Here is a 3,585-nt window from a genome sequence, read left to right as displayed (position 1 = left end):
TCGGGGTACTTCCTTGGTGCTGCCATGACTCTCATCCTCCATGGATTGAGAGCCTCCACCAGACCCGGGGCGATTCAACGCCTCGACCTCGGCGACGATCAGTTCGGCGCGGCTCTTGGCGGACCAGAAGGGCATGGCTCGCTTGCCGTCGGACAGCGGGGCTGGAAAGCCTTCATCGTCGCGGATCGCCCAGACCTCGTCTCGTTGGAGGACTTCTCTGTAGAACGCGTCGGATTGAGCGGCACTGACTGACATCGACCCATGATGCAGGACAGCGGAAGCTCCCCGAAGAACATCCGGACATGCCGCTGCGGGCGCGGCGGGCTGCAGCGATGCATGATCGCTGGTGTGAGTGCACAAACTCATCGGCTGGAGCATCCAGTCGATGCCCATGGGCATCAAGTGATCCGTCGCCGCGGCGCTGACTGATTCGTTGACGCAGGGCATCTGGCCGGGGCCTGGTGGACAGATGGATACCGACACCCTCCCGGCACGCCCAGTGGCCGACGACCCGATGCTGCGGCTGGCCGTAGCTGCGCACCTGGCTCGCTACAAAGGGCAGAGCCGAGCACACACCGCTTCCGACCTCAACGCCTACCTGCGATGGTGCGTCAGCCGGGACTTGATGCCCCTCCAGGCCCAACGCGGCCACGTTGAGCTCTACCTTCGCTGGCTGCAAGAAGTGCGACGCCTGAAGCCCTCAACGGTCTCGCGACGTCTGTCCGTACTCGCGACCTTCTACCGCACGTGCGTCATCGACGGCGTCCTCGAGCACTCGCCCGCCGAGTACGTCCGACGTCCGCACGTCCCTGCTGAGTCACCCACCCTGGGACTCAGCCACCTTCAGTTCGAGGCCATGCTCACCGCAGGACGTGACTCCGCGAATCTCAACGACTTCGCTCTAGTCGCCATGCTCGGACTTCTAGGGCTTCGCGTCTTCGAGGCGACGGGTACTGACATCACGGCACTCGGCGAAGCGCGCGGCCATCGGGTCCTCAAGATCCTCGGCAAAGGCGACAAACCCGCGTTGGTGCCGCTACCGCCAGCCGTAGCTCGCGCCATCGACCGTGCCGTCGACGGCCGCGTTGCAGGACCGATCCTGCGCAACCGAGCCGGGGCACGCATGGACCGTCACGCCGCCACCCGGCGACTTCGCCACCTAGCCATCGCCGCCGGCGTCACGACAGCTCGCATGCACCCGCACATGCTTCGCCACACCTTCGTCACCACCATGCTGGACGCCGGCGTCGACCTTCGCGACGTACAGATCGCCGCCCGCCACGCAGACCCCCGAACCACCATGCGCTACGACCGAGCCCGCAACAACCTCGACCGGCACCCCAACTACATCCTCGCCGCCTTCATGGCCTCGGCGACATGATGGGCGCTCATGCCGATGAGCGGACGTGTCCGCAATGATGTGGACATGGAACCCGTGGTCATCGGAAGCGCAGGCAGGACGCTGACCTTCTCGGACCCGCAGTTCGCTGGAGCCCTTCCCGCTGATTACCTCTCAGTCACCCTGAGTGGGCCCGACTTCAACGCCAGCCGTCAGGTATACGCAGGATGGTCGGGCGGGTTCGCCCACTTGGCCACCTTCTTCGCTGACCTCGCTGATCAATGGCGCGGCTGGCAAGGTGAGCACGTCTTCGAATCGATCGAGGGCGACCTGCGAATCCAGGCGACTCACGACGGGCATGTGAACCTGCACATCACGCTTTGGGAGTCGACCGTGCCAGACGGATGGAAAGTGCAGGCGGCGGTCCAGCTAAATGCGGGTGAGGCCCTCAGCAACGCAGCGACCGATGTGGCTTTTCTGGTCCAGGGACCGACCCAATAGAACATCCGCTCACTGCGCAAAGGTCTACCTGTCGGTGAGCTGATCGGGCGCGGAACTGCCGATGCGCGACCGTTGGTGGATACTCAGCGCGTGGACGTGCCTCCCCCCAAGCAACTCGCCTCGTTTGTTCGAGCAACCGCCGTCCTTGCGCTACCGGCACCACAGCAGGCGGCCTGGTTGGCGTCCCTCAGCATTGAGGTGCCGGTGGATGAACTGGCGTTGGAGTTTGAGGACGGACATCTACTGCTGTCGCAGTGGGTCGAGGCAGGGTGGGTGCCAGCCGACTCCGTTCCGGCCTTTGCTGCCGTCGACAAGGCGCTAGCGACTATGAGCGAGGATGCGAACGCGCATCTCTGGACGCTCGAGAAGTTGCATGAAGCAGATGAGTGGGCACACGTCCGTCAGTTGGCGACCGCCGCCCTGCTGGCGCTGCCGTAACCGTCCGGTCGTGCCGCTGATGGCGCGCGGAACTGCCGATGGACGGACGTGCCGTCCGTCCTTTCATACACTGGGCGGTGTGGACGTGGACGACGCCCGACGCATCGCCGAAGGCGAACTCGCCGGATGGAACAGCGCCCTGGCACCGAACAGGCTTGAGCACCCTCAGGCAACGTCGCACGACCCAGATGACGAGTACGTGGTCACCGAGATCGAGACGCACTCACGGGCATGGATCGTTCACTTCGCCGCCCGCAGGTAGCTCAGGACGCGAGCCTTCTCAGACCAGGTGGTGGGCACCTGTCCGCTGGTTGTCGACAGGACAACCAGCGACCTCCACACGTACGGGTCTGGTGAGCACGCGAAGTTCCAGGCTTGGCGCGACAGCCCATCCCCGTAACGGTCACTCGCCCACGAGAGCCACACGACCAGCGTGGGCAGCCGCGATGAGAGCGACGAACCCGGCGCCTGGTCCGAGCCTCGCCAGGATCGGACCTAGGAGCAATACAACAAGCAGCCGCGATCCGCGCGTAGGCCCGGTGCGTCTTAGCGCCGCCACGCGGTCGAGTACGTCCGGAGACAGTTCGTTGACCGATGGGGCGTTCCCATGGCCCGCTGTGCTGCCTGAGTTGGGGCCTTCGCGACACCTCTCTCACACCAGCCGTCGCCGGTCGCGGCGCCCCTCATCCCTAGGGAGTCCCGAGATGTCGATACCCACGCAGATGAGCCTGGCCGGTTTCATCGCCACCGTCCCCGACCTCCACTTCTCCAGCTCCGGCGCCGCTCGGTTCCACGCCCGGGTGGGCTGCGAGCACTACCGCAAGGAGGTCGACGGCAGCTTCACCAGGCTTGATCCGACATTCCACGACCTCGTCCTCTTCAACGACGCCGCCCTCACGGCCTATGAGCGGTTCAAGAAGGGCGACTCGTTCCTGGCCAGTGGCTACGTCCACGAGTACGAGATCGAGGCAAACGGAACCAGCGTCATTCGGGACGAGTTCATCGCACGCCGCGTCGGTCACGACACCCAGCGCACCAAGTACGAGGTCCAGCGCCGACAAGGGGCGCCCACGCAGCCGAGCGTCACCACGGCGCCGCCCGCTATCGGCCTGTGAGGCCGCGTCGTGCCCATATCGCGACCCGAAGCGGGCTCCGAGTTCGACCCGGCGGACACGGATATCCCTGAGAGCCCGATCAACTGGCTGACTCTAGGGCCCGATGAGGCCTGCTTGTCAACGCTCCCCGAATGTTGGGCCGGTTCTGCTCTTTGAAAGTTAGGCCACTTCGGTGTTGGTCATTGTGCCGTG

At 64.9% G+C, this 3,585-nt stretch carries 6 protein-coding genes; 5 read left to right on the top strand and 1 reads right to left on the bottom strand.

What is annotated here, in order from left to right; all coding sequences use genetic code 11:
* A partial coding sequence (locus tag AC6EH9_RS19965; RefSeq protein ID WP_498425439.1) for a DUF2750 domain-containing protein occupies positions 1-399 on the bottom strand: 399 nt, incomplete at its 3' end.
* Between the two features lie 70 nt (positions 400-469).
* Between AC6EH9_RS19965 and AC6EH9_RS19960 the strand changes: the two genes are divergently transcribed.
* From AC6EH9_RS19960 to AC6EH9_RS19940, 5 genes are all read left to right on the top strand, one after another.
* Entirely contained in the window at positions 470-1,381 is a 912-nt protein-coding gene (locus tag AC6EH9_RS19960) for a tyrosine-type recombinase/integrase (protein WP_498425438.1), read from the top strand.
* Positions 1,382-1,426: 45 nt separating this feature from the next.
* Positions 1,427-1,840, top strand: coding sequence for a DUF6228 family protein (locus AC6EH9_RS19955; protein ID WP_498425436.1), 414 nt, complete (start codon positions 1,427-1,429; stop codon positions 1,838-1,840).
* Positions 1,841-1,930: 90 nt separating this feature from the next.
* Complete coding sequence (locus tag AC6EH9_RS19950) at positions 1,931-2,278, top strand: hypothetical protein (protein WP_498425435.1); 348 nt, start codon at positions 1,931-1,933, stop codon at positions 2,276-2,278.
* Positions 2,279-2,357: 79 nt separating this feature from the next.
* Positions 2,358-2,540 carry a hypothetical protein gene (locus AC6EH9_RS19945; protein ID WP_498425434.1) on the top strand — a complete coding sequence of 61 codons (183 nt, stop codon included), beginning with the start codon at positions 2,358-2,360 and terminating at the stop codon, positions 2,538-2,540.
* A gap of 442 nt (positions 2,541-2,982) precedes the next feature.
* Positions 2,983-3,393: a single-stranded DNA-binding protein gene (locus tag AC6EH9_RS19940; protein WP_498425433.1), complete on the top strand. Its 411-nt coding sequence runs from the start codon at positions 2,983-2,985 to the stop codon at positions 3,391-3,393.
* Positions 3,394-3,585 lie beyond the last annotated feature (192 nt).

The organism is Nocardioides sp. Z21_20, assembly GCF_059766585.1.
This window is presented reverse-complemented; position numbering and strand designations above follow the sequence as displayed.